This window comes from Limimaricola variabilis (genome assembly GCF_034371605.1).
GTDB lineage: Bacteria > Pseudomonadota > Alphaproteobacteria > Rhodobacterales > Rhodobacteraceae > Limimaricola > Limimaricola variabilis.
Map to the genome: position 1 here is coordinate 1,473,485 of NZ_CP139691.1, position 21,753 is coordinate 1,495,237.

Sequence of the window (21,753 nt, forward strand, 5' to 3'; positions counted from 1 at the left end):
TAGAGCACGAGTGACATTTCGGACACGACGCCGTTCATGCCTCGTCAGGAGCCGCCGCCGCGCTGCCTTCTCCCGCACGGATTCGCGCGGCGAGCCGCAACGCCGTGGCCGGGTCGTCCGAAGCCGCCGGCAGAACCGGGTCATAGGCGGCGCGTATCAGCGCTGCGATCTCGGGCTTGAGCACGACCGTGCCATCCGGGGCAGAGGCGAGCGGCGAGGTCGCGTCGAAAGCGCTCTCCGACCAAGTCAGCATGGACAGCACCGCCTGGCTCAGCGCCAACACGTCTGCGGGCACCTCGGCCGCTTCGCCCTTCATGCGCAGAAAGACGATGCCGGCCCGGATCGCGCCGTCCGGCTCGAAGCGGAAGGCGCGGTACTGGCTGGCATCGTTCTCCGCCAGCTTCGCCAGCAGTTCCTGCAGGCCCGGCACCAGCTTGTCGAGATCGGGCACGGCTGCGAGCTCGTCCCATTCGCGACAGAAGAAAACCAGCAGGTTCACGCCCAGCTCGGGATCGGTTTCGGCCATGTCGTGATCGGCGAGGCGGCACAGCGCCTGCAGCGCCGCTTTCATCACGCCGAGCGTTTCGTCCTCGACCCCGAACACCACCGGCACGATCGGCCGGCCCCAGCGCGCGCACATATAGCCGCCATCGCCCCGGGTGAACATCGCCTCGACGGCTTTTGCATCCAACATCGCCGGTCCTCCTGTTTGGGCCGGGATACGCGTCGCGGCCCTGTCGGGCAAGCGCGGGGGATCAATCGAACAAGACGCCCTGCCCCGATTCGGGCGCGCGCGGCGCGGCGAGGCCGAGATGCCGCCATGCAGCATGGGCCAGCATCCGTCCGCGCGGCGTGCGCTGGATCAGCCCTTGCTGCAGCAGGAAGGGCTCAATCACCTCCTCCAGCGCATCCCGGCTTTCCGACAGCGCCGCCGACAGTGTCTCGATCCCCACCGGCCCGCCGCCATAGGCCTCTGCGATGAGCCGCAGGTAGCGCCGGTCGGCCCCGTCGAGGCCGAGATCGTCGACGCCGAGCCGGGTCAGCGCACTGTCCGCGATCTCGCGTGTCACGCGCCCATCGCCTTCGACCACCGCGAAATCGACGACCCGGCGCAGCAGCCGCCCGGCAATACGGGGGGTGCCGCGCGCCCGACGCGCGATCTCGCGCGCGCCATCATCATCGGCGGGGGTGCCCAGCAGCCGGGCATTGCGGGTGACGATCTCGTGCAGCTCGTCAACGGTATAGAATTGCAGCCGCGTCGGAATGCCGAAGCGGTCGCGCAGCGGCGTGGTGAGCAGGCCGAGCCGGGTCGTCGCGCCGACCAGCGTGAAGGGCTGCAGCTCGATCCGCACGGTGCGCGCGGCCGGACCCTCGCCGATCACCAGATCGAGCGCGTAATCCTCGAGCGCAGGGTAGAGCACCTCCTCGACCGCCGGGTTCAGACGGTGGATCTCGTCGATGAAGAGCACGTCGCGCGGTTCGAGATTGGTGAGAATGGCGGCGAGATCGCCCGCCTTGGCCAGCACTGGCCCGGAGGTCATGCGGAATCCCACGCCCAGCTCGCGAGAGATGATCTGCGCCAGCGTCGTCTTGCCGAGACCCGGCGGGCCATGGAACAGCGTGTGGTCCATCGCCTCGCCACGGATCCGGGCGCTTTCGATGAAGATGCGCAGGTTGGCGCGGGCCTCGGCCTGGCCGATGAACTCGTCGAGACCCTGAGGCCGCAACGCGCGGTCGTGGTCCTCGGGAAGCCGCTCGGGGCGCAGCGCGGGATCGGGAGCGTCGGTCATCGTCCAGTCCTAGCATCGCGGGGCAACATTGTAAGGCAGCGCGGCATCTCACCGCTCCTTGGGGGCGAGCTTGCGCAGCGCCGCGCGGATCAGCACCGCCGTGTCAGCCTCGGGCGTCTCATGCGCGGCCTCTGCCACGGCGCCCGCGGCTTCCGACAGGCCATAACCGAGATTGCCCAGGGCCGAGAGCGCCTCGGCCTGCGCCGCGGCATTGCCCTCGTCCTTCTTCCTGGCAGCCTGCCGTTTCGGCGCGGGCGCGGCGGCAGGCGCATCCTCGAGCACCGCCTCGGCGTCGTCCATACGCATCGCGGCCGGCTGTGCGCCCATCGCCATGATCGAAGGCGCCTTGTCCTTGAGCTCGTTGACCACGCGCTGCGCCGTCTTGGGGCCGACTCCCTTGGCGCGGGCCACGGCCGACCAATCGGCAAGCGCGATGGCGCGGCTCAGCCCGTCCGCGCCGAGCGCGCCCAGGATCGCCAGGGACGCCTTGGCGCCGATGCCCTGCACGGTGAGCAACAGCCGGTGCCATTCCTTTTCCACCAGCGTCGGAAAGCCGAAGAGCTGAAGGATATCCTCGCGCACCAGAAGCTCGGTATAGAGCGCCACGGCCTCCCCCGGCCCCGGCAACTGCGCGAGCACCCGGTCGGAGACATAGACGACATAGCCCACGCCACGCACGTCGATCAGCACGTGATCGGTGGCCCGGTATTCGAGCCGTCCCGCGATGCGGCCGATCATGCCCGGGCCCTCGTCGTTTCGGCCCGCGCGACAGCGGCCGCAAGGTGGCCGGCGGATTGCAGGTGATGGGCATGGCAGATTGCGACAGCCAGCGCGTCGGCGGCGTCGGCACTGTCGAGCTTCACGCCGGGAAGCTGCAGCTTCACCATGTGCTGCACCTGCGCCTTGGCGGCGGCGCCGTTGCCGACCACGGCCTTCTTGATGGTCGAGGGCATGTATTCCCCCACCGCCAGCCCCGCCTCGGCCGGGATCATCAGCGCGATGCCGCGCGCCTGACCGAGCTTGAGCGTGCCGGCGCCGTCGGAGTTGACGAAGACGTGTTCCACGGCAGCCGCCTGCGGTGCATGCAGCGCGATCACCGCGCGCAGCTGGTGGGCCAGCGACAGCAGGCGCTCGGCCAGATCGTCCCCTTCGGAATGGCAGGTGCCGTTGGCGACATGGCGCAGGCGGGCGCCCTGCGCTTCGATCACGCCCCAGCCGAGATTCCGCAGACCCGGATCGATCCCGATGACTCGCATGTGCCCCCATTCGCCGATCGCGGCTGCTCTCCGCCCCGGCCCTTGTTCTACGTGGTTTTTCCGATCCCTAGCACAAAGCGCGAACGCAAGCCATGGCCGCGAGACATGCGTCGCCACCTGTCGCGCAACCGCCGCGGTCGTTCAGAGACCGAGCCGGGCGATCGCGTCTGAGAGCTGCCGCTGCATGTAGGGCTTGGCGAGGCGCGGCAGATCGAGCGCGTCGCCCTCGGGCAGCTCGGCATAGCCGGTAGCGAGCAGCACCGGCAGATCGGGCCGCAAAGCGCGTGCCCGGCGCGCCAACTCGCCGCCATTCATCCGCGGCATCGAGAAATCGGTGATCAGCAGATCGATTTCCGCCCCGCCTTCGAGCAGGCCCAGCGCTTGCGCCGCCGAATTGGCCTCGGTCACCTCGTGACCCAGATCCTCCAGCAACTCCACGCTACTCATCGCGATCAGCGCGTCGTCGTCGACAAACAGGATCCGCAGCGACGCGCCCGGCGTCGTACTGCTGGCCGGCGCTTCCATCGCCGCCATGGCCACGCCCGTCGCCACCGGCAGCCACAGCTCGGCCCGGGTGCCCTCTCCGACCTGGCTCGACAGCCGCAGCGCGCCGCCCAGCTGCTGCGCCAGCCCATGGATCATCGACAAGCCCAGGCCCGTGCCCTTGCCCAGCTCCTTGGTCGAGAAGAAAGGCTGCGTCGCCTGATCGAGCGTCGCGGCGTCCATGCCGATGCCGGTGTCGCCGACGATCAGCCGCAGGTACCGGCCATCCGCGAGGTCGGGCGCGTTCGCGGCCGCAGCTTCTTCGAGCGAAATGGCGATCCGGCCGCCGCCCGGCATCGCGTCGCGCGCGTTGACCACGAGGTTCAGCAGCGCGAGGTCGAACTGGGGACCGTCGACCTGCGCCGCGGGCAGACCTTCGGGCAGCGAAATCTGCAGCTCGATCCCGTCTCCCAGCGATCGGCGCAGCAGCTCCTCGGACTCGCGCACGAGCCCGGCTAGGTCGCGCGGCGCGACCTCCAGCTCCTGCTTGCGCGCGAAGGCGAGCAGGCGCTGGGTCAGCGCGGCACCGCGTTGCGCCCCTTGGATCGCGCCGTCGATCAGCCTGGCCGCGCGCGCATCACCCGCGACATGGCGCGACAGCAGGTCAAGATTGCTCAGTACCGCCATCAGCAGGTTGTTGAAGTCATGCGCCACGCCGCCGGTGAGCTGCCCGATCGCCTCCATCTTCTGGCTTTGCAGCAGCTGGCCCTCGGTCCGTTCGCGCTGGCGGATTTCCTCGAGCACGCGTGCATGCGCGCTTTCCAGCTCGGCGGTGCGCTGGGCCACGCGCCGTTCCAGTTCCTCGGTCTGTTCGCGCTGGTCGGCCTCGGCCCGCTTGCGGTCGGTGATGTCGGAGGTCACGCCAACGAGCTGGATTTCGCCGTCAGGCTCGCGCTCGGTCCGCGCCACCGCCTCGGCCCAGCGCTGGCTGCCATCGGGCCAGACAACTCGGAACTGGGCGCGATACTCGGTCCCGTCGCGGACCGCATCGGCGATGGTGGCGCTCACCCTTTCGACATCGTCGGGATGCAGGCCGGCGATGAATTCCTCATAGGTCAGCCCTTCGGCCTCTTGCCGGCCGAAGATCGCCCGCAGTAGCGGCGACGTAACCAGTTCGCCGGTCGAGGGCCGCAGCTTCCATGCTCCGAGCCGCCCGGCCGTCAGCGCGGTACGCAGCATCTCGTCGCTGCGATGGAGCTGCTCGACCGCAGCTCGCGCCTCGAACTGCCGCTCGCGGCCGCGCCGGGCGCTGCGCGCGACACTTGCAAAGGTGGTGGCGTGGAAGGGCCGCTCGAGAAAGGTGACGTTGCCCAGGATTTCGGAGAGCCGCGCCGCCTCCGGGTTACGCTCGGGCCCGCCGCCATGCCGGGTCAGGATGATGAAGGGCAACGCCGACCAGCTTGGCTGGGCCTCGACCGCCGTGGCCAAGGCCGCGAGATCGGCATGCTGGACCGTCTCCTCGGTCAGCAGACAGAAGGCCGTGCCCTCGCCCAGCGCCGTGACGAAGGAGGGCATGTCGTCGCAGATAATCGAAGGTTGGCCGATTTCCGCGAGCAATGCCGATGCGAGCCGCGCGTCCCGCCCGCCGGGCGCGAGGATTAGCGCGCGTGCCGGTTCAGCTCCCGGCATTGTCGGCATCCATCCCCATCAGCGGCCCGGCGGAGCCAATGAAGTCCGGCACGCCGCGCAACACGCCTTGGAAGCCACGCAGCGGTGCGCCGAGTTCGAGCCCTTCGCCGCCGATCCGGTATTCGCGGATGGTGTCCTCATGCGCGCCGGTTCGCTTCTTGATGATCGAGACCGCGCGGCGGACCTGTCCCATCGCCTCGAAATAGCGCAGCAGCACGACGGTATCGGCCAGGTAGGTCAGGTCGAGTGGCGACCGCATGTCGCCAACCAGCCCGTGCTGCGCCACGGTCAGGAAGGTCGAGGCGCCCTGCCGATTTAGGAACTGCAGGAGTTCATGGATGTGCAGGATCAGCGCGTTCTCGTGCGGCATCGCGGCCTGGTAACCGTTCATGCTGTCGATCACCACGGTGCGCACGCCCAGCGTCGCCACGCAGTCGCGGACCTTTTGCGAGAATTCGCCGGGCGACATCTCGGCGGCGTCGATCTGCTCGACCAGCAAGGCGCCGCTTTCGCGCAGCGACGGCAGGTCGATGCCCATCTTGACCAATCGCGCCTCGAGCTGGCTCAGCTCCTCGTCGAAGACAAAGAACGCGGCACGCTCGCCCCGCTCGATCGCGGCGAGCGCGAACTGCAAAGCGAACAGGCTCTTGCCGGTACCCGAGGGCCCGAGCACGAGCGTGCTCGACCCCTGCTCGACCCCGCCACCCAGCAGCTTGTCGAGCTCGGGGATGCCGCTGCCGCGCGGGCTGCGGTCGAAATCGGTGCGGTGCTCGAGCGCCACGAGGCGCGGGAACACCTCGATGCCGCCGGTCTTGATGGCGAAGTCGTGGTAGCCGCCGCGGTAGCGCTGCCCCCTATACTTGGTGACCCGAAGACGGCGCCGCTCGGCCCCGTATTCAGGCGCCAGCTCTTCGAGCTGGATCACCCCGTGCACGACGCTGTGCACGGTGCGGTCATGCGCCTCGGCGGTGAGATCGTCGAGCATCAGCACGGTGGCGTCCTGCCGCGCGAAGTAGTGCTTCATGGCGAGGATCTGGCGGCGGTAGCGCAGAGAGCCCTGCGCCAGCAGCCGGATCTCCGAGAGGCTGTCGATCACCACCCGCTGGGGGCGGATCCGCTCGAAGGCGTCGAAGATCTGGCGGGTCGCCTCGCCCAGCTCCAGATCCGATGAGTAGAGCAGGCTTTGCTGCTGATCTGCATCGAGCAGGCTTTCGGCGGGGACGACCTCGAAGACGGAAACGCGTTCGTCCAAGGTCCAGCCATGCGAGGCGGCGCTGTCGCGCAGCTCTTCCTCGGTCTCCGACAAGGTCACGTAGAGACAGGTCTCGCCGCGCTCGGCGCCTTCCAGGAGAAAGCGCATCGCGGTGGTGGTCTTGCCGGTGCCGGGCGCGCCCTCGAGCAGGAAGACATGGCGGCGGGTCAGCCCTCCTGCCAGAACATCGTCGAGCCCTGGCACCCCGGTACGGGCATACTCCTTGGGTCTCATGGGCTCCGCTCCTTCACGCCGGTCAGTGCCTCCTAGCAGCTTTGAGGGGGCACCAAAAGGCAGCTTGAAGGGGGGCGGCACGGCCCGGGGGCCGTGCCTGCAGAGTATCAGCCGAGCCGTGCGATCAGCGCGCCGTTCGGACCGAGCCAGACCTTGCCATCCGCGCTCTCGGCCGAGAGCGCGAAGAGGGTTTCGGTGATCCCCGGCAGCTCGATTTCCTGCGGCGTGGCCGAAAGATTGAAGGCGCAGACGGTCTTCTCGCCGCGATGGAAGGCCAGCACCGGCTCCTCGGTCTCGGCGAACATGGTGCGGCCCTCGCGCAGGTCCGGGGTTTCGCGCCGCAGCTTCAGAAGCGCGCGGTAGGTTTCGAGCACCGACCCCTCGACGCCTTTCTGGGTATCGACGGCACGCGCCGCCTGCGGTGCCTTGACCGGCAGCCACGACTTGTCGCTGTCGGAGAAGCCGGCATTGGGCGCGTTCCGCTCCCAGACCATCGGCGTGCGGCAGCCGTCGCGGCCCTTGTCGGCGGGCCAGAAGTTGATGCCCTGCGGGTCGGTCAGCTCCTCGAACTCCAGTTCGGTCTCGGTCTGACCCAGCTCCTCGCCCTGATAGACGCAGATCGAACCTTCCATCGACAGCAGCATCGCCGCGGCGAGCTTGGCCACCGCCTCCTGGTCGCCATGCTCGGCCCAGCGGGTCACGTGGCGCGGCACGTCGTGGTTCGAGAGCGCCCAGCACGGCCAGCCCTTCGGCGCGTGCTTGAAGAACTGGTCGATCTGGTGACGGAAATGCTCGGCGGTGAAGTTCGGCCCCAGCATCTCGAAGCTGTAGGCCATGTGCAGCCGGTTGGCCGAGGTGTACTCGCCCATGATCTCGATCGGGTGGTGGCTCTCGCCGACCTCGCCCACCAGAGTGCGATCGTCATACTCGTCCATCAGCCGGCGCATCTTCTCGAGGAAGGCGATGTTGTCCGGCTGGTTCTTCGAGAAGATGTGGTACTGCATGTCGTAGGGCTTGACCGCCTGGGTGCCGTTCAGACGGAAATCGGCCGGGTCGTCGCGCAGATGCTTGTCGTGGAAGTAAAAGTTCACGGTGTCGAGACGGAAGCCGTCAACGCCGCGATCGAGCCAGAAGCGCATCGTGCCCAGGAGCCAGTCCTGCACTTCCGGATTGTGGAAGTTGAAGTCGGGCTGCTCCTTCAGGAAGTTGTGGAAGTAGTACTGCCGACGGCGCGGCTCCCACTCCCAGGCGATGCCGCCGAAGATGGCCTGCCAGTTGTTGGGGGCAGATCCGTCATGCTTGGGATCGGCCCAGACGTACCAGTCGGACTTGGGGTTGTCGCGGCTCTGCCGGCTTTCCTCGAAGAAGGGATGCTTGTCGGAGCTGTGCGACAGCACCTGGTCGATCATCACCTTGAGCCCAAGCTCGTGCGCGCGGGCGACCATCTCGTCGAAATCCGCGAGCGTGCCGAAGGTCGGGTCGATGTCGGTGTAGTTCGACACGTCGTAACCCATGTCGGCCATGGGCGAGGTGAAGATCGGCGACAGCCAGACCGCGTCGACGCCGAGATCGGCGATATGGGGCAGCCGCGCCGTGATCCCCTTGAGGTCGCCGATGCCGTCGCCATTGCCGTCCTGATAGGAGCGCGGATAGATCTGGTAGATCACCGCACCCTTCCACCAATTCGCCTTGCTCATCCTCGAATCCTTTCGTCCCAGGGGTGCCATCGGGTCACGGGCAGGCTTGCCCGAAGCGTTTCGGTTTGACAAGGTGCCGCGGCAAACGCGGGAGAGATCATGTCGGCGACACTCAAGGACATCGCGGCCAGCACAGGGCTGTCGGTCACGCAGGTGAGCCGTGCGTTGAACGACCACGCCGATGTCAGCGCCGAAACCAAGATCCGGGTGAGAAAAGCAGCCAAGGCGTTGAACTACAGCCCGAATCTTTCGGCGCGCAAGCTGGCTTCCGGCCGCTCCCACATCGTCGGGCTGGTGCTGCCGCCGCTCGACCGGACACCGCGCGACAGTCTCTTCGTGGAAATGGTGCGGGGGCTGTCGGGGGCCTTCTCGCGGCGCGGCCGACTGTTCGTGCTGCACGCCGCCGAAGAGGGCGAGGACGTGGTGGCGGTGCATCGCAGGCTGATCGATGGCGGGTCGCTCGACGGCTTCGTGCTGATCGAGCCGGAACGGGACGACCGCCGCGTGACCTATCTGCAGGGGCGGGGCGTGCCGCTGGTGATGCATGGTCGTGGCAGCGACGCGCCCGACTATCCCTATTACGACATCGACAACCTGGCGGTCGGCAGGACGCTGACGGAGATGCTGCTGCGCGCCGGTCATCGCAAGATCGGCTTCATCAACGGGCTGGCCGAGATGTGCTATGCCGATCATCGCCGTCTCGGTTGGGAGCGGGCGCTGGAGGCGGCCGGGCTTCCGGCCGACCCTGCCCTCCACGAACACGGCCAGATGACCGAAAGCCACGGCGCCCTTGCCACGTTGAGAATGATGTCCAGCGATGGCCCCCGCCCGAGCGCGCTCATTGCCGGCAACATGCTGATCGCCAAGGGCATCCACAATGCGCTCGCGATGCTCGGCCTGCGGGTGCCGCATGATGTTTCGGTGGTGGCGCATGACGATGCGCTTCCGGGCGAGGACCTGCTGGCGCTACCGCCCTGTTCGGGCACCCGCTCGGCACTGTCCCTCAGCTGGGAGCCGCTGGCCCAAGGGCTGATCGGCGCGATCGAGGGGCAGCCGCTCGCGGATCTGCAGCGGCTGGGTGATTTCGAGGTGATCGAGGCGGGATCGGTGTCGTCGCCTTCGGTAGAGTGAAATCCCGAAACGGTTCGGCTATTATGGTGCCATGCGGTGGATGCAAGTCGCTGCGGCGCTTTCGGCCATGGTCACCGGTGCCGTGAAACGCCAGATGAGGCTCAACGGCGCCACAGGGTTGCCGCTCCGGTCGACGGCGTGCTGCCCGTCGCACAAGCCCAAGGACCAAAGCCAATGACCACGCTCGTCGCCACCCGCCCCACCTCTCCCCTCGCCCGTCTCATTGGCCGCCTGACCGCCTGGCGGGCCAGCGCCCGCGCCTACGGCACCACCCGCCGCGAACTCTCCGCGCTGAGCGAGCGCGAGCTGGCCGATCTGGGCATCCATCGTTCGATGATCGAAGAGATCGCCCGTCAGTCGGCGCGCCGCGGCTGAGTTTTTCGCCATCCGGCGCGGATCTTTTCCGAACCTAGGGGGTTGGGCGGTACATGACGGCCCTCCTCCCTCACCGTCCACATAACAAGGCGGCGGCACCTCTCCTCCCGGGCGCCGCCGCCTTTCTCTTTTCCGGGATACTGATTCAGTCCTCGCGCAGTCCCAGCTGCGCCTCGCCAAAGCCCAGCTCCACCGTCAGACCGGTCGTGCCGCCAGAGGTGCGCACAAAGCCGCCATGTTTCTGAACCATGGTGCGAATCATCCGCCAGCCCAGCGAGTCCGAGCGTTCGGGACGCTCCATCCCCGGCGCCAGACCGCAGCCGTCATCCGCGACGGTGAGCTTGAGCATCCCCTCCTCGCGCGCCAGCGCCACGTGCAGCCGGCCTTTGTCGCGACCGGCAAAGGCATGCTTGCATGCGTTGGTCATCAACTCGCCGGCCGCCAGTGCGAGATCGGTCGCGGCATTGCCCGACAGGCTCAGGGCCTCACCCGTCACCGCTACCGCGACCTCCTGATCCGGCGTCGAGAAGGCTTGCCGCGTCTGCTCCGCCACGTCGCGCAACAACGGCAGCAGCGGCGTGCTGTCCGCTCCGGCGGCGCGCTGCAGCCGGTCGTGCAGCGCCGTGATCGCCTTCACCCGCAGTTCGAGATCGCGCAGCACCTCGCGGGTTTCTTCGGTCTTGGCGGCGCTGCGCGACAGCCGCATCAGCCCGGTCACGAGGGCGAGGTTGTTCTTGGTGCGATGGTGCACCTCGGCCATCAGCAGATCGCGTTCCTCGAGCGCATCGAGGAGATCACGGTTCTGCTGGGCGAGCATCGCGGCCGGGTCGGCCCGTCGCAGCACCGCCAGCGCCTCGCCGATCTCGCTGCCCAGCGCGGCCGCCTCAGCTGCCCCGCACGAGGTGGCGAAGATCACCCGGATCCGCGTCCCTTCCGGACCGGTATCCACATCCATCCGGTCGGCGATCCGCCGGACACCGCGCAGTCCGAGGCCAAGGCCCGCAGCGGGTCCGCCATTGGTGCCCGGCAGCGGCCCGGCGGCCGAGAGCCGGGCGTCGAGATCGGAGATGCCCGGACCATGGTCGATCGCCTCGGCCACGAGGTCGAGGCCGGCGTCGCGCGGCTCGAGCGTCAGGATCATCCGGCCGCCACCGCCATGCTGAACGATGTTCCTGCCCAGCTCGAGCAGCGCGGTGACGATGCGGGTCTCGGCGAACTTGCCGAAACCACAGCGTCGCGCCACCTCCTGACCGACCATGCGCAGGCGCACGATGTCGTCATCGGCCTCGATCTTCAGCGTCGTGATCCTCATGCCGCCTCCTCCGGGGCAAGCCGGGCGACCAGCGCGCAGCAGTCGTCGCGCCCTTTCGCCCGGTCTCGAATGAGTTGCGCCGCGATCATCGCGCAGCTCATGCCTGCAAGCTCCGGCAGATCGGCCGGGCTGCGCAGCGTCGAAAGCCCGTCGCTGTGCAGGATCAGCACGTCACCCAGCGTCATCGTCTCGGTTTCGATCGGCGGCGTGCGCACCGCTCCGCCAAGCCGCCCCTCGCGGCTGATCAACCGCCGCATCCGCCCCCCGGGCCGCACCAACAGCGCCGAGATGTTGCCGATGCCCGCAAGGCTGAGCCGGCCATCCGCAGCCTCGATCTGCGCCAGGGCGGCGACAGAGCCGCGGCTCCCCGAAAGCCGCGCCGACAGCTCGGCCAGAAGGCGCGCGGGATCGTCGCCCCGCAACGCGGCGAAGCCGTCGAGCGCCTCGGTGGCGGCGACTTCAGCGCGGGCCCCATGGCCCAGCCCATCGATCGAGATGAGATCGACCCGACCGCCGACATTGCGCGCATGCAAGGCATCGCCGCAGGCCCGGTCACCGGGGTAGTTTGTCAGGAAACCGCCGATCTCGACCCCGGCCAGCACCGGCGATTCGCCGAAGCCGCAGACCGTGACGGTCCCCTGCGAGGGCGTCGACTGGATCTCGAAGCTGTCGGCCAGCCGCTTCATCGCACCGAGGCCGCCCCCCGCGCTCGATCCGGTCGAGAACCCGTCGGAGAGCGCCTGCTCGATATCGGGGATGCCGGGACCGCGGTCGATCGCCGCCAGCGCCACGCGCGGCCCTGCAACGGGCTGCGCCAGCAGCATCAACTGCCCGCCCTTGGCATGCCGCAGGAGGTTGGTTGCCATTTCGGTCACGACGATGGCCAGCGCGGCCGTGCGGGTCGCGTCCAGCCCCACGTTCTCGGCCAGATTGCGCCCCAGCCGCCGGGCTTCGGCCACGGCGCTGGGTTCGCTCACTTCGACGACATGCCTCATGGTCTGGCCTCCATTTCGACGGTGGTCCCGACCCCGGGCCGGCTGTCGATGCGGAACGCCTCGACCAGTCGTCTGGCTCCGCCCAGCCCCTTGCCCATGCTGCGCGCGGTCGAGAAGCCGTCGGTCATCGCCTGATCGATATCGGCGATGCCGGGTCCCTCGTCGCGGCAGCGGATCATGATTCGCGCGGGCCGGTCCAGCCGCCAGACCTCGATCACCCCGCCGCCGCCATGGTCGAGCGCGTTGCGGGCGATCTCGCTCACGGCGGTGACGAAACGGGTCTTGCGCAGCGCCCGGGCGCCCATCGCATCCATCACCCGCGATACGGCGAGCCGCGCCGCCGCCACGTCGCGCTCCTGGCGCAGCTCGACGCGGGCCGCCGGCTCGGCCGGCGGGCCGCTCACGCCAGCCCCTTGGCCTTCAGCGCGCGCAGCGCGTGACTGAGCGACAGCGCGGTCTTGGAGCCCGGCAGGTCCATGCCCAGCTCGACCAGCGTCATCGCCACCGCCGGGCGCATGCCGACGATGTATGTCTCGGCCGCCAGCAGCCGCGAGATCGCCGAGAGCTGCGCGAGGATGCGGCCGACAAAGGTGTCGACGATCTCCAGCGCCTCGATGTCGATCACGACACCACGCGCCTTTTCGCTGACGATCCGCTCGGACAGATCCTCCTGAAGATTGATGATGTCGGTGTCGGTGATGTTGTCGCGGATCGCGACCAGCAGCACCTTGTCGACCTTGTAGATCGAGGCCGCCTCAGACACGGGTGTCCTCGACCCGGGTGATGGCGAAGCCGACCCTGCGGAACGCCTCGGCCAGGGCCGCGCGGATCGAGGGCCGCGTAGTCACCTCGCCCACGTCGACGCCGAGCTCGACCATGGTCTGGGCGATCTTAGGCGAGATGCCCGAGATGATCGCCTCGGCACCCATCAGCCGCACCGCGGCGGCGGTGCGCAGCAGGTGCTGGGCGACCTGGGTATCCACCACCCGCACGCCGGTGATGTCGACGATCACCACTTCGGCCTGATGCTCGACGATGGCGTTGAGCAGGTTTTCCATCACTTCCTGGGCGCGCATCGAGTCGAGCGTGCCGATCAGCGGGATGGTCAGCACCCGCTCCCACAGCTGCACGACCGGGGTCGACAGCTCCATCATCTCGGCGCGCTGACGCTCGATGATCTCGTCGCGCTCGGCGATGAAGTGCTCGTTGATGTGCATCGCAAAGGCATCGACGATGCGCCCGAAATCGGCGGCCTCCTGCAACAGCCGATCGGGCGTGTCGCGCAGCCGCTCGTTCAGCTTGCCGAAAACCGGCTGCTTGAGCGCCAGAACGAAGGTCGTCATTTCCCAGGGCGCGACGCCGCGCTCGGCGCGCACAAGCGTGATCTCTGAGAGCGCGAGGCGCAGGTCCGACCACTCCTCGGCGTCGACGTCGACGCTCTGGCTCATATCGATCCGCCCCAGCGTATCGGCGAAGGCGCGCAGCAGATCCGAGAGCTGGCGGCGGCTCTCGCGATCGGAAAACAGATCGGGCCGGCGCACGCCCTCGCGCTTCTGCGTGGCGAACCAGGCGTCGACCACCTCTTCGAAATCCTCCTGCAGGAGGCGGCTTACCTCGGTCATCGCTGCGGTCATGATGGATCCTAACTGGTCACGGCGGCGCCATCGATAGGCGTTGACAGAGCAGAAGAAAAGCCTTGCCTGCCCCTGCCGGCACGGCACCGCCGGGGCTCAGCCGCCGCGACGGCGTCCCAGCAGCAAGTCGGCCCGGCCCAGCGCCGCGTCGAGATCAGCAAAGGCGCGTGCCATCGCCGCCCGGCCGGCTTGCGGATCAGGCGCGACGGTCTCAGTCGGCGGCCGGGTCGCCACCTTCCGCGGGCGCGCCGCGAGCCGTTCCGCCAGCCCCGGCACCGACCAGATCCGCGCTGTCCGCCGGCGGGTGATCTCGCGCAGCAGCCCCTCAGCCACCAGCGCGTCGATCAGGTTGGTTGCGCCACGCGGGGTCACGCCGATCCGGTCGGCGAGAAGCCCTGCCGTCAGGCAGGGCGCCGAGGCGAAGGCCTGCGCCGCGTCGCCCAGTCGCGAGCGGCCGTGCCGCCCCTCGCCGCAGGCCCGGGCGCGGCGCAGCCAGTCGCGGGCCCGGCCGACACGGCCAATCTCCATGCCCAGCACATGCCCCAGCCCCTCGAGCAGATCGGCGAGACCGGCAGGGCTCGCTGGCGACCACGGCTTGTAGCCATGGGTCGAAAGCGCCAGCGCCGGCGTCGCCACCCAGTCGGCATCGACCCGGCCCGAGAGCCCACGCAACGGATCCTCCTCATGTGTCACGGCGCCGCCGGGTCCGGGCACCTCCCGGCGCCGCGCGCCCTCCACCGCCATGAACAGCGCCCGTTCGACCATCGGCTGCGCGCGCTCGGTGGCGAATGCGTAGGCGGCACTGACCCGCAGCCCAGCCAGGATCGGGGGATCCCCGGGCCGCAAGGTCGCCAGAGCATCGCGCAGCGCGAAGAGCGAGGCATCGGCGTCCGGCTCCGTCTGATCGTCATTCCAGCCGCGCCCGCCCACCCGGCGTTCGAGCCGCTCCAGTGTCTCGGCCGGCTGCGCGATCGGATCGCCCGGCGCCTTCAGCGCCCGGATCAGCGCCAGCGCCTGTTCGCCCGCCACGGGGTCGCCGGCGACGGCGCCACCCGCAACGCGCGGCAGCAGGTCGGTCTCGCTCAGCCGCCGCCCTTCGAGCGCCACGGAAGCGACGGCCTCGGCCACTGCCATTTCCGAACGCCACAGATTGCCTGCATCCGGGTCGGCGCGCCCATGCGCCTCGATCCGTGCCGCGAGCACCTCGATCCGCAACAGGTCGAGCGCCCCGTTGCCATCGGCCTCCGCCACGGTCCTGCCCATTCCAGCCCCTTTCGGTTGCCGCCTCAGACTGGACCGGTGCAGTGGCGCTTGTCCATCGCGAGGCGCGCAATGTCTCGTTCAGGCCAGAGAAAGTGCCGGGCTGGGACATTTCCGCGCCGCATGGGCGACGGCCTGTCCTGCGCTCCGGACTGCCCCCCTCAATTGACCGGGGCCTGCTCGCGCACGACCACCTCTTCGCGCGACTGACCGAGGCGGACCTCGTCGAACACCACCCATTGCGTCGGGATGCGTCCGGGATAACGAGAGATGAAGGACCGGTAGAGGCCGTATTTGAAATAATAACGCTCCCCCATGTGCGGGTGGAAACCCTCGACGCGTTTGACGAGACGGCCATTCGCCCAGATCTCGATGCTGCCCCCCTGTCGACGCAGGTCGAGGCCAATCTGGATGTCCGTCCACCTCCCCCTCATCTGGCCAAGAGTGGCGATCTGCACATGCAGGCAATCGTCCTGCACCGCCTGTCGCGGTCCGCTCAGCCTGATGACGCAGGCGGTGTAGCCCGACTGGTTCAGATCCATGAGCAGAACCCCGGGCTGCGACGGATGTCCGCCGCGCATGTTGGTCGGTCCGCCCTGCATGTGGATCTGCCCCGCGACGGTTCCCAGCGGATCGATCTCGGGGAAATCCGGCGGAAGATAGATGCTGTACCCGATCCATTGCAGCGTGCCGGGCCCCCATTGATCGTCCGGCAGCCAAACCTCGGTACGCTCGCGATCGGTGGCGCAATCGCTATGCCAGCGATCCGCCCCGCAATCGCCGTGGCGTAGTTCGAAATACTGCGCGGTACGCCCGGCTCGTACCGGCGACGACACCCGCAAGAAGCCATGCGGTGTGTCGTTGAGGCTCCGCTCGACCCGAAGTTCGGCATGCGCGAGCGCCGGAAAAGACAACACCGCGATCGCGACGACACGGGTCATCAAATGACTGATTGAATAGGAAAAACGCATATTTACCCCTTAACTGGAAAACCGACGGCTTGATCGAGAGCGCTGCCAGAAATCGGAAATGAAGCGAAAACCAGACTATGGATCCGCTTGGCTGATATCGCCAAGGTATCACGATTTTGCCGGGGATGACCGCTTGAGAACTCATCGCAGGAGCAGATCGGCAGGCTCGATGCAGGTTCGGCCAGAGCATTTGAGGCAATCATTCTTGGAAGGGGTCTCTAGCTCGACCGCCAATCCCTCCGACGTACCAAGCGCTTCAGCCGAACGTAGGGGGCTCGATCCAGTAGCCGAAAAGACAAGCGCTCTGACATCGGGCACAACCGAGACACTTCAAGAGGCGCGCCGTTCAAAGGATGGGGAATGCTCGTTTCCGGCGGATATGCGCCACCCACGGGAAGGGCAATTGGCAGGCCCTCGCCGGCTTTTACCTCCGGTCGGAACCGCAAGCCAATCAACGTTGCGCATACGGCATGCGATAGGCAGGTAGGCTGCACGGCAAATGATTGGGACTGAAGGACGGGCCTGTGATCAAGATGACCAACATGCTTCGAACCGCTTTGACCGCCGGCTGCCTGCTTGCGACGACGCCCTTTGCATCCGCTCATGACGGCGGCGTTACCAAGGTCTTCGAGGGAACCGCTTCCTGGTACGGACCCGGCTTCCATGGCCGCCAGACCGCGAATGGCGAGACCTACGACATGAACGACCTCACCGCGGCCCACCCCAACCTGCCTTTCGGAACGCGAGTCCGCGTCACGAATGAAGCGACCGACGAGTCGGTCGTGGTGCGGATCAACGATCGTGGCCCCTATGCCAAGAACCGCGTCATCGACCTGTCGAAGGAAGCGGCGGCGGATATCGGCATCCTCGACACCGGCGTCGGCCGCGTGACCATCGAAGTGCTCGCCTGAGACGGTGGACGAATAAGAACAGGCTTGGGCGATGCAGATCGTCGCCTCAGCCCAGTCCCGGCACTACGCTTGAACCAGCGGCCGCTTGAGGGTGGCACCGGATGGCCGAGTATCGCCATTCACGCGATCTCGCCGCGTTTGAGCGTGTGATGCTGAGAAATGAGAGTGTCACTTTTTTTCGTATCTGAATCAAAGCTTGGCCCACACTAATTGCCAGGCCACATCGACTATACCCCTGAAAGATTGCCCTAGTTCTGATCGAGAAGGCTTTCCGTGGCGTGCACGACTGGAAGCTTTTTAGGGAGTCGTGGAACGTAGCGGTGAATGGCATTCACATAGAGAGGCTGTCGCCGGGGTCTAAGATGTTGGAATTCATGCCTTCAACCATCCCCTCGTCACGAGCAGGCTGAGCGCTTTGTCTTCTAGGCGAGACGCCAGCTCAAGGATGGCTAGGCCGCCCTCGCCCGCATCTCGATACGTCGAATGCAAAGGCTAGCTAAGCCGAACCCGAGTCGGAGGGCTGCAGGGGCAGTACACCCTTTCGGTACAAGCCTTAGCCACTGATGTTTTCGGGTGTGACGCACATCCTTGGCGGAGGAGGTGGGATTCGAACCCACGGTACGCTCTCACGCACGGCGGTTTTCAAGACCGCTGCAATCGACCACTCTGCCACTCCTCCGGCCGGCATCGCCTAAGCGCTGGAGCGCGATTCGGGAAGAGGCCCGTCTCCGCGAATTTCCGCAAGTCCGCGCAGCTACCGGCTTTCCATGCCGCGAGGCCGCCGATATGGTCGGCCCGCGCCGCCCGTTCCGGCCAGCCCGGCGGCGGCGCGCAGAAAACAGTCGGCCGGACAACGGCCCGATCGGGGCAAACGAGGAACGAGACATGCCAGCCACCATTCTCGCGCGGCCGGTCATCATGCTGACCGGCGCGCTGCTCACGCTTGGCGCCTGCGGCGAGACCGGTTCCGGTGGCGTGGCCTCGGACACGGCCCGCACCGAGATCGTCTCGCGCGATGTCGAAGCGCCGGGCGTGTTCCAGGTCACCGAGCCGGGCTTGTGGGATGGCCGCCCCTCCCTGGGCGGCGTCTGGGTCGCCTATCCCGAGGTCGACGTCGAGCAGATCGGTCAGGTGGTGATCCGCAATCAGGCCAATGGCCGCTTCGTGATCGGCGCGCTCTTCCGGCGCGAGCGTGAAACGCCGGGTCCGGCGCTGCAGGTCAGCTCCGAGGCCGCCGAAGCGCTGGGCATGCTGGCCGGCGCGCCCGCGACGCTCAACGTCACCGCGCTGCGCCGGGATGATTCCGGCACGCCGCAGGCCCCCGGCGCGATGACCGACTTCGACGCTGCCGAGCCGATCGCCGCGGTGCCGCTGCCGCCCGCCGAAGGCACCGCGCCTGAGACGACGTCCGAGCCTGCGCCGACCGCGGCCGCGGCGGCCCCCACCCCGGCCGCGAGCGATCTCGACCGGCCCTTCATCCAGCTCGGCATCTTCTCGGTCGAGGCCAATGCGCGCAACACCGCCACCGCGATGGAAGTCGAGGGGCTTACCGCCAAGGTCGTGGCCTCAGAGATCCAGGGCGCGCCCTACTGGCGGGTGGTGGTCGGCCCGGCCGCCGATGCGGCGGCGCGCGACGCCGCTCTCGCTCGCGTGAAGGCGCTGGGCTTCACCGACGCCTATTTCGTGCGAAACTGACGCGATCCGGGCCCCGACGGGCCCGGATCGCCCAACCCGACCGGCCGCCCCGGCGCGGCCCGCCAACCGACCGGAGCGACCCTGATGATCCGTGCCGTCTTCCTCGCTGCCGCGACGCTCGTGGCCCTCGTGCCGCTGGCCCGTGCCCAGAGCTTCGATACGCCCGCCCGCGCAGCTTACGTGCTCGACCACACCACCGGCACAGAGCTTCTGGCCAAGAACGCGGACGAGCCACTGCCGCCGGCCTCGATGTCCAAGCTGATGACCCTCTACATGGCGTTCGAGGCGGTGGCCTCGGGCCGGCTGTCGATCGACCAGCGCCTGCCGGTCTCCGAACATGCCGCCTCTTATGGCGGTTCCTCGATGTTCCTTGACACCACCGACCGCGTCCGGGTCGAGGACCTGCTGCGCGGCGTGATCGTGCTGTCAGGCAACGACGCCTCCGCCGTGCTGGCCGAGGCGCTCTCGCCCGACGGAACCGAGGCGGGCTTCGCGCAGCTGATGACCAAGCGGGCCCGCGAGATGGGCATGATGAACTCCACCTTCGCCAACTCCAACGGCTGGCCGGACCCGTCGCAGCGCATGTCGATGCGCGATCTTGGCATTCTCGCCAGCCACCTGATCTCGGACTTCCCGACCTTCTACCCGATGTTCGCCGAGCAGGAGTTTGAGTTCGACGGCCGGGTGCCCTCCAACAGCCAGAACCGCAACCCGATCCTTGGCTTGGGCATCGGGGCCGACGGGCTCAAGACCGGCCACACCTCTGAAGCCGGTTATGGCCTCGTTGGCTCGGCCAAGCAGGGCGAGCGGCGGGTGATCTTCGTGGTCACCGGTCTCGACAGCAACGAAGCGCGGCGGGTCGAGGCCGAGCGGATCGTCAACTGGTCCTTTCGCCAATTCGCGCAGCGTGACATCGGCGAGGCTGGCACCCGGATCGCCGAAGCCGAGGTCTGGATGGGCGAGCGCGACCGCGTCGGCCTGACGCTGGCCGAGGATGTCTCGCTGCTGCTGCCGATCACGGCGCGCGACGATGTCGAGGCCGAGGTGGTCTACCAAGGTCCGATCGAGGCACCGATCGAAGCCGGTCAGGAACTGGCCGAGCTGGTGATCGCGCGCGAAGGCATGCCGGCCACCCGGGTGCCGCTGGTGGCCGAGAACGCGGTCGCGCGTGGCGGCTTCCTGCCGCGCGTCCGGGTCGCGGCCACGGTGCTGTTCGACCGCTTCGGCCCCGAGGGCGTCGCCCTTCCCGGGCTGGACCCGCTGGGCGGCGTGCCGCGGGCGGAGCCCGAGGCCGAGCCCGCCCCGAATGCCGAGGCGACGACCGGCGACGAAACCTGAGCACGTGGCACGCAGCCTCTTCATCAGCTTCGAGGGCATCGACGGCTCGGGCAAGTCGACCCAGGCGCGTCGCCTGCATGACAGCCTGCGGGCCCGGGGCCTCGACCCCGTTCTGACCCGTGAGCCCGGCGGCAGCCCCGGTGCCGAGGAAATCCGGCAGCTCCTTCTAACCGGCGATACGGCCCGCTGGTCGGCCGAGACCGAATTGCTGCTGTTCACCGCCGCGCGGCGCGACCATCTGGAGCGGACCATCGGTCCGGCGCTGGAGGCGGGCCGCCCGGTGATCACCGACCGCTTCGCGGATTCCACCCGGGTCTACCAAGGTGCGACGCGCGGCGATCTGCGCGACATGGTGGACCGGTTGCACGCGCTGACGATAGGCACCGAGCCGGATCTCACCTTCCTCATCGACATGGACCCGGCGACCGCGCTGGCGCGCGGGCTCGCCCGCGGTTCCGGAGAGGATCGGTTCGAAGAGATGGGCCTCGGCTTCCAGCAGACACTGCGCGCCGGCTTTCTTGAACTTGCCGCCGCTTCACCCGACCGCTTCAGGGTGATCGATGGCGATCGCGCGCCGGAGGCCTTGGCCCAAGAGATCGCCGCCATCGCCCTGCCCCGCCTCGGTCTCGCGCCGTGAGCGAGGATCTCCCCGATCCGACCGGCCTGCCGGGCCTGCCGCATCCGCGCGAGACGGCGCAGCTCTTTGGCCAGGACGCCGCCGTCGAGGAGTTCCTCGCTGCACAGGCGGGAGGGCGGCTGCATTCGGGCTGGCTGCTGACCGGGCCGGCGGGGGTGGGCAAGGCCACGCTCGCCTACCGCATCGCGGCGCATCTGCTGGGCGGTCACGACGCCGATCGCGGTCTCGACCTGCCGGCGGATGACCGCGATCTGCGGCTGATCCGGGCTGGGTCACATCCGCGGCTCTTCGTGCTGCGGCGCGGACCGAACGACAAGGGCGACCGTCTGTCGGCGCAGATCCGTGCCGAGGAAATGCGCAAGCTGCGCAGCTTCTTCCACCTCAGTTCCACCGATGGTGGCCACCGCACTGTCATCGTCGACGCCGCCGATGAGATGAACGTCTCGGCCGCCAATGCGCTGCTCAAGGAGTTGGAGGAGCCGCCCGCCGACACCACGCTCATGCTGATCGCGCACCAGCCCTCGGCGCTCCTGCCGACGATCCGTTCGCGCTGCCGCGTGCTGCGACTGCGCCCGCTCGCGCCTGAGCCGATGGCGCGGGCCTTGGAACAGGCCGGGGTGACCGGCGCGGCGCCCGAGGCGCTGTCGGTCCTCGCCGCGGGATCCGTCGGGGCCGCTGCCCGGGTCGCGCAGGCCGAGGGCGTCGCGCTCTATGGCGAGCTGGTGGCGCTGCTGTCGGGGCTACCGCATCTCGACCGTCCGCGCGCCATCGCCATGGCCGACAGCTGCGGCGGCAAGGGGGTTGAGACACGCTTTCCCCTGCTGCTCGACTTGATCGACCTGCTGCTGGTACGCGCGGCGCGGGCCGGACTCGCGGGCGCGCCGGAGACCGAAGCCGCGCCGGGCGAGGCGCGCCTTCTTGTCACGCTGGCGCCTGATCCGGCGGCGGCACGGCGCGTCGCCGGGCTGCAGCAGGAGCTGTCGGCGCGGGCGCGGCACGGGCGGGCGGTCAACCTTGACCCATCGGCGCTGCTCCTAGATATGCTGCTGAGGATCGAAGCGATGGCGACCGGTGTCGCCGCAGCCTGAGGCCA

The 21,753-nt window shown here is 68.3% G+C and carries 21 protein-coding genes and 1 tRNA gene; 7 read left to right on the forward strand and 15 right to left on the reverse strand.

Going from position 1 to position 21,753, the window contains the following annotated elements:
* Positions 1 to 34: 34 nt before the first annotated feature.
* From T8T21_RS07235 to T8T21_RS07265, 7 genes are all read right to left on the reverse strand, one after another.
* The gene (locus T8T21_RS07235) at positions 35 to 694 is read right to left on the reverse strand and encodes a hypothetical protein (RefSeq protein WP_322337358.1); all 660 of its coding nucleotides are present in this window, start codon (positions 692 to 694) and stop codon (positions 35 to 37) included.
* Between the two features lie 61 nt (positions 695 to 755).
* Positions 756 to 1,790, reverse strand: coding sequence for a Holliday junction branch migration DNA helicase RuvB (gene ruvB / locus T8T21_RS07240; RefSeq protein ID WP_322337359.1), 1,035 nt, complete (start codon positions 1,788 to 1,790; stop codon positions 756 to 758).
* A gap of 48 nt (positions 1,791 to 1,838) precedes the next feature.
* On the reverse strand, positions 1,839 to 2,528 hold the full coding sequence (ruvA, locus tag T8T21_RS07245; RefSeq protein WP_322337360.1) for a Holliday junction branch migration protein RuvA: 690 nt from the start codon (positions 2,526 to 2,528) through the stop codon (positions 1,839 to 1,841).
* The gene (gene ruvC / locus T8T21_RS07250) at positions 2,525 to 3,046 is read right to left on the reverse strand and encodes a crossover junction endodeoxyribonuclease RuvC (protein ID WP_183473832.1); all 522 of its coding nucleotides are present in this window, start codon (positions 3,044 to 3,046) and stop codon (positions 2,525 to 2,527) included. The genes ruvA and ruvC overlap by 4 nt, the downstream gene beginning before the upstream one ends.
* A 141-nt stretch (positions 3,047 to 3,187) precedes the next feature.
* Positions 3,188 to 5,218, reverse strand: a complete 2,031-nt coding sequence (locus T8T21_RS07255; RefSeq protein WP_322337361.1) for an ATP-binding protein — start codon at positions 5,216 to 5,218, stop codon at positions 3,188 to 3,190.
* On the reverse strand, positions 5,205 to 6,704 hold the full coding sequence (locus T8T21_RS07260) for an ATPase domain-containing protein (RefSeq protein WP_322337362.1): 1,500 nt from the start codon (positions 6,702 to 6,704) through the stop codon (positions 5,205 to 5,207). The genes T8T21_RS07255 and T8T21_RS07260 overlap by 14 nt, the downstream gene beginning before the upstream one ends.
* A 107-nt stretch (positions 6,705 to 6,811) precedes the next feature.
* Positions 6,812 to 8,401: an alpha-amylase family glycosyl hydrolase gene (locus T8T21_RS07265; protein ID WP_322337363.1), complete on the reverse strand. Its 1,590-nt coding sequence runs from the start codon at positions 8,399 to 8,401 to the stop codon at positions 6,812 to 6,814.
* Positions 8,402 to 8,500: 99 nt separating this feature from the next.
* Between T8T21_RS07265 and T8T21_RS07270 the strand changes: the two genes are divergently transcribed.
* Complete coding sequence (locus T8T21_RS07270) at positions 8,501 to 9,532, forward strand: substrate-binding domain-containing protein (RefSeq protein WP_322337364.1); 1,032 nt, start codon at positions 8,501 to 8,503, stop codon at positions 9,530 to 9,532.
* A gap of 174 nt (positions 9,533 to 9,706) precedes the next feature.
* On the forward strand, positions 9,707 to 9,907 hold the full coding sequence (locus T8T21_RS07275; protein WP_183473818.1) for a DUF1127 domain-containing protein: 201 nt from the start codon (positions 9,707 to 9,709) through the stop codon (positions 9,905 to 9,907).
* A 145-nt stretch (positions 9,908 to 10,052) separates the two neighbouring features.
* Here the strand turns inward: T8T21_RS07275 and T8T21_RS07280 are convergent, their stop codons facing one another.
* The 7 genes from T8T21_RS07280 to T8T21_RS07310 all read right to left on the reverse strand — a co-directional run bounded on the left by T8T21_RS07280 (position 10,053) and on the right by T8T21_RS07310 (position 16,049).
* Positions 10,053 to 11,219, reverse strand: a complete 1,167-nt coding sequence (locus tag T8T21_RS07280) for a sensor histidine kinase (RefSeq protein WP_322337365.1) — start codon at positions 11,217 to 11,219, stop codon at positions 10,053 to 10,055.
* A complete protein-coding gene (locus T8T21_RS07285; RefSeq protein WP_322337366.1) occupies positions 11,216 to 12,214 on the reverse strand; it encodes a SpoIIE family protein phosphatase in 999 nt (332 codons plus the stop codon). The genes T8T21_RS07280 and T8T21_RS07285 overlap by 4 nt, the downstream gene beginning before the upstream one ends.
* On the reverse strand, positions 12,211 to 12,618 hold the full coding sequence (locus tag T8T21_RS07290; RefSeq protein ID WP_183473809.1) for an ATP-binding protein: 408 nt from the start codon (positions 12,616 to 12,618) through the stop codon (positions 12,211 to 12,213). The genes T8T21_RS07285 and T8T21_RS07290 overlap by 4 nt, the downstream gene beginning before the upstream one ends.
* Positions 12,615 to 12,977, reverse strand: a complete 363-nt coding sequence (locus T8T21_RS07295; protein ID WP_322337367.1) for an STAS domain-containing protein — start codon at positions 12,975 to 12,977, stop codon at positions 12,615 to 12,617. The genes T8T21_RS07290 and T8T21_RS07295 overlap by 4 nt, the downstream gene beginning before the upstream one ends.
* Entirely contained in the window at positions 12,970 to 13,848 is an 879-nt protein-coding gene (locus tag T8T21_RS07300; RefSeq protein WP_322337368.1) for an STAS domain-containing protein, read from the reverse strand. The genes T8T21_RS07295 and T8T21_RS07300 overlap by 8 nt, the downstream gene beginning before the upstream one ends.
* Positions 13,849 to 13,944: 96 nt before the next feature.
* Complete coding sequence (locus T8T21_RS07305) at positions 13,945 to 15,111, reverse strand: hypothetical protein (protein ID WP_322337369.1); 1,167 nt, start codon at positions 15,109 to 15,111, stop codon at positions 13,945 to 13,947.
* A 158-nt stretch (positions 15,112 to 15,269) separates the two neighbouring features.
* A complete protein-coding gene (locus tag T8T21_RS07310) occupies positions 15,270 to 16,049 on the reverse strand; it encodes a heparin lyase I family protein (protein ID WP_322337370.1) in 780 nt (259 codons plus the stop codon).
* A gap of 563 nt (positions 16,050 to 16,612) precedes the next feature.
* On the opposite strand from T8T21_RS07310, the gene T8T21_RS07315 reads away from it, so the two are divergent.
* Positions 16,613 to 16,990 (forward strand): septal ring lytic transglycosylase RlpA family protein, encoded by a 378-nt coding sequence (locus T8T21_RS07315; RefSeq protein WP_322337470.1) that lies wholly within the window; start codon positions 16,613 to 16,615, stop codon positions 16,988 to 16,990.
* Between the two features lie 589 nt (positions 16,991 to 17,579).
* Here T8T21_RS07315 and T8T21_RS07320 read toward each other — a convergent pair.
* Positions 17,580 to 17,669 (reverse strand) — tRNA-Ser (locus T8T21_RS07320).
* A 206-nt stretch (positions 17,670 to 17,875) separates the two neighbouring features.
* On the opposite strand from T8T21_RS07320, the gene T8T21_RS07325 reads away from it, so the two are divergent.
* The 4 genes from T8T21_RS07325 to T8T21_RS07340 all read left to right on the forward strand — a co-directional run bounded on the left by T8T21_RS07325 (position 17,876) and on the right by T8T21_RS07340 (position 21,748).
* Positions 17,876 to 18,685 (forward strand): SPOR domain-containing protein, encoded by an 810-nt coding sequence (locus T8T21_RS07325; protein WP_322337371.1) that lies wholly within the window; start codon positions 17,876 to 17,878, stop codon positions 18,683 to 18,685.
* A gap of 84 nt (positions 18,686 to 18,769) precedes the next feature.
* Complete coding sequence (locus tag T8T21_RS07330) at positions 18,770 to 20,023, forward strand: D-alanyl-D-alanine carboxypeptidase family protein (RefSeq protein WP_322337372.1); 1,254 nt, start codon at positions 18,770 to 18,772, stop codon at positions 20,021 to 20,023.
* Between the two features lie 4 nt (positions 20,024 to 20,027).
* Entirely contained in the window at positions 20,028 to 20,660 is a 633-nt protein-coding gene (gene tmk, locus T8T21_RS07335) for a dTMP kinase (protein WP_322337373.1), read from the forward strand.
* Positions 20,657 to 21,748: a DNA polymerase III subunit delta' gene (locus T8T21_RS07340; protein ID WP_322337374.1), complete on the forward strand. Its 1,092-nt coding sequence runs from the start codon at positions 20,657 to 20,659 to the stop codon at positions 21,746 to 21,748. Before tmk ends, T8T21_RS07340 begins: the two co-directional genes overlap by 4 nt.
* Positions 21,749 to 21,753 lie beyond the last annotated feature (5 nt).

Excerpts from the sequence above, each read along its gene's own strand:
- T8T21_RS07270 (WP_322337364.1), top strand. The coding sequence starts at position 8,501 with ATGTCGGCGACACTCAAGGACATCGCGGCCAGCACAGGGCTGTCGGTC.
- T8T21_RS07305 (WP_322337369.1), bottom strand. The coding sequence starts at position 15,111 with ATGGGCAGGACCGTGGCGGAGGCCGATGGCAACGGGGCGCTCGACCTG.
- T8T21_RS07310 (WP_322337370.1), bottom strand. The coding sequence starts at position 16,049 with ATGACCCGTGTCGTCGCGATCGCGGTGTTGTCTTTTCCGGCGCTCGCG.
- ruvC (WP_183473832.1), bottom strand. The coding sequence starts at position 3,046 with ATGCGAGTCATCGGGATCGATCCGGGTCTGCGGAATCTCGGCTGGGGC.
- ruvA (WP_322337360.1), bottom strand. The coding sequence starts at position 2,528 with ATGATCGGCCGCATCGCGGGACGGCTCGAATACCGGGCCACCGATCAC.
- T8T21_RS07330 (WP_322337372.1), top strand. The coding sequence starts at position 18,770 with ATGATCCGTGCCGTCTTCCTCGCTGCCGCGACGCTCGTGGCCCTCGTG.
- T8T21_RS07260 (WP_322337362.1), bottom strand. The coding sequence starts at position 6,704 with ATGAGACCCAAGGAGTATGCCCGTACCGGGGTGCCAGGGCTCGACGAT.
- T8T21_RS07265 (WP_322337363.1), bottom strand. The coding sequence starts at position 8,401 with ATGAGCAAGGCGAATTGGTGGAAGGGTGCGGTGATCTACCAGATCTAT.
- T8T21_RS07300 (WP_322337368.1), bottom strand. The coding sequence starts at position 13,848 with ATGACCGCAGCGATGACCGAGGTAAGCCGCCTCCTGCAGGAGGATTTC.
- ruvB (WP_322337359.1), bottom strand. The coding sequence starts at position 1,790 with ATGACCGACGCTCCCGATCCCGCGCTGCGCCCCGAGCGGCTTCCCGAG.
- T8T21_RS07255 (WP_322337361.1), bottom strand. The coding sequence starts at position 5,218 with ATGCCGGGAGCTGAACCGGCACGCGCGCTAATCCTCGCGCCCGGCGGG.
- T8T21_RS07280 (WP_322337365.1), bottom strand. The coding sequence starts at position 11,219 with ATGAGGATCACGACGCTGAAGATCGAGGCCGATGACGACATCGTGCGC.
- T8T21_RS07325 (WP_322337371.1), top strand. The coding sequence starts at position 17,876 with ATGCCAGCCACCATTCTCGCGCGGCCGGTCATCATGCTGACCGGCGCG.
- T8T21_RS07285 (WP_322337366.1), bottom strand. The coding sequence starts at position 12,214 with ATGAGGCATGTCGTCGAAGTGAGCGAACCCAGCGCCGTGGCCGAAGCC.
- T8T21_RS07275 (WP_183473818.1), top strand. The coding sequence starts at position 9,707 with ATGACCACGCTCGTCGCCACCCGCCCCACCTCTCCCCTCGCCCGTCTC.
- T8T21_RS07315 (WP_322337470.1), top strand. The coding sequence starts at position 16,613 with ATGACCAACATGCTTCGAACCGCTTTGACCGCCGGCTGCCTGCTTGCG.
- T8T21_RS07235 (WP_322337358.1), bottom strand. The coding sequence starts at position 694 with ATGTTGGATGCAAAAGCCGTCGAGGCGATGTTCACCCGGGGCGATGGC.